We start from the raw sequence: 2,301 nt of genomic DNA on the forward strand, positions 1-2,301 counted from the left end.
CCAATAAATTGTATCTTTGCCGCTTATATGACGTCATTCATCGCCGTTGGGACGCCTAATACCTTGCTTGCAGTAGGTTGTAGCTACAACAAATTTGGCTTCGGAGTTTGTATTAATGCTTACTCGTTTCCATCCTCCACTGTTGATGGGCACTTCCTGTCCTCATACGCACCTAAGCCGGTGGAGCAGTCGCATCCTACGCTTCATGGGGCCACCCGATTGGGCTAGTGCGGCGTTTCCAAAATTCGAATCCTATCAAGCGGCGTTGTCAAGTTTGTAGGACCATGTGTGGACGACAGGTTGGTGGTTGATGTCATCGATGGCGGCCAGGATGCGCTCCGCGAGTTCTCGTTTGGAGGCGACGCGGATGTGGCGCAGCACGGAGCGGGCGAGCTTGGAGAAGAAGCCCTCGATGAGGTTGAGCCACGAGCCATGCTTTGGAGTGAAGGTAAATTCGAAGCGGCCCTCCGGCTGTGTCGCGAGCCAGGCTTTGGTTTCCTTGGACGTATGGGCGGAATGATTGTCGAGGATAATTTTGATCGCGGTCGAAGCCGGATAGGCCGCGTCGAGGAGCTTCAAGAATTCGATGAACTCGCGCGAGCGATGCCGCTCCTCGACCAGCGCATGGACCTTGCCGGTCAAGAGATCGATCCCGGCCAAGAGGCTCAGCGCGCCGTGGCGCTTGTACTCGTGATCGCGAGAGAAGGTCGCATGGATGCCGGGTTTCGGCGGCAAGTCCGGCGCCGTCGCGCCGATCGCCTGCACGCCAGGCTTCTCATCATAAGAGACGATGGCCACCGCATCGCTTGCCTCCTTCGAGCTGGCCGCAGCGCCTTTCAGGATCTCGACCTCTTTGTAAACGCACAGGATTTGCGCCATTTTTTCTTCGAATTCCGGATCGCGGCGCTCCAGGTAGTAGCGTATCTTATGCGGCTTCACGGCATGCGCGTCGAGAATTTTGCATACGGTCCCTTGGACCAGACCGGTAAGGCAGGCGTGGCTGGCCAAAGGTCCATGCTCACGCGCATGGCGGGCCAAGAGCCTGGTTGTCCAAAGCTCGTGTGGATAGCCAAGGTCCTTGGCTTTCCGGCAGGCCAGAGCAACCAGCCATTCCTTGGCTTCGGCGGTGATGGCCGGCTTTTTGCCGGGCCGTGGACTGTCGTCCAACGCCGCCAAAGCACCGCAGCCGGCGGCCCGCTCGACGCAGCGCTGCACGGTTTGATGATGCACGCCAAGCAAACGTCCCACCGCGAAGAAGGATGGGTCATTCCGATAAGCCAACAGAATGCGCGCCCGCTCGACCCGGCTTGCCGGTTCGGTTCGCGATCGCGCAATCGCCATCAGCTGTGTCACGTCTTCTATTCCAATCGACAACTCGACCACAAGCCGCGGTGCTGCCATGATGTAAGGCCTCGTTCAACGAATCAATTAAACGAGGCTACACAACATCGTCGCCCAAAAGAATCCCGCTCAAATGATAGGTTTCATGGAATCTGTGGGCTAGTACCCGGAATCACAATTGACTGATACGGCGGTCTTTGAAGCAGCGCTGATGGACTTCGGCCTTGGTCCAGACGAAGGGGGTGGGATTTTGGTTGTAGGCTTCGATGAAAGCATCGATGTGCTCCCTGAGCTGTTTGACCGACGTGAAGGATGCGCCACGCAAGGATTTGCCTTCGAGGATCGAGAACCAAATCTCGACCTGATTGAGCCAAGAGGCCCGCGTCGGCGTGAAGTGGAAATGCACATTCGGGTGATGCTTGAGCCAGCGGTCATTTTTTGGCTTGTGAGTGTTAAGGTTATCGAGGACGACATGGATGGCCGTGCCGGGGTAAACGGCGACGATATCATTCATGAAGTCGAGGAACTCTATGCGCCGCCGGCGCTTCCTGTGCGCGGCCATTACTTTGCCGGTCGCCACCTCGAAGGCGGCAAACAGGGTCGAAGTGCCGTTGCGTTTGTAGTCATGGCTATGGCCGCTCAGCGCCCGACCATTCGGGAGCTTGAGATAGCCCTGAGCCCGCTCCAGAGCCTGGATCGAGGGCTTCTCGTCGACGCAGATGACGATCGCATTCTCTGGCGGCGCCATGTAGAGACCAACCACATCGGCGGCCTTGGCAGCAAACTGGGGATCGTTGCTCTCGCACCAGGATTTGCGCCCGGCGAGAGCGATCTTCTGGGAACGCAGAAAGCGCCAGACCTGCTGCTCATGCACATCGCCGAGCAGCTGTGCGATCAGCGGCCCCGTCCAGCGGGCATAACCCTCAGGCGGCGGCTGGTCCAACAGCGCCAGGATGCGCC

3 protein-coding genes are annotated in these 2,301 nt (G+C 58.2%); 1 reads left to right on the forward strand and 2 read right to left on the reverse strand.

The features are described from left to right. Positions 1-228 (forward strand): hypothetical protein (locus M3436_20700; protein MDQ3566386.1); only part of this gene is annotated, 228 nt, incomplete at its 5' end. Positions 229-255: 27 nt separating this feature from the next. Here M3436_20700 and M3436_20705 read toward each other — a convergent pair. Both M3436_20705 and M3436_20710 read right to left on the reverse strand, forming a co-directional pair. Then, entirely contained in the window at positions 256-1,341 is a 1,086-nt protein-coding gene (locus tag M3436_20705; GenBank protein MDQ3566387.1) for an IS630 family transposase, read from the reverse strand. Positions 1,342-1,513: 172 nt separating this feature from the next. Next, positions 1,514-2,301 (reverse strand): IS630 family transposase (locus M3436_20710; GenBank protein ID MDQ3566388.1); only part of this gene is annotated, 788 nt, incomplete at its 5' end.

Source organism: Pseudomonadota bacterium, from assembly GCA_030859565.1.
In the GTDB taxonomy this organism is placed as follows: Bacteria; Pseudomonadota; Gammaproteobacteria; order JACCXJ01; family JACCXJ01; genus USCg-Taylor.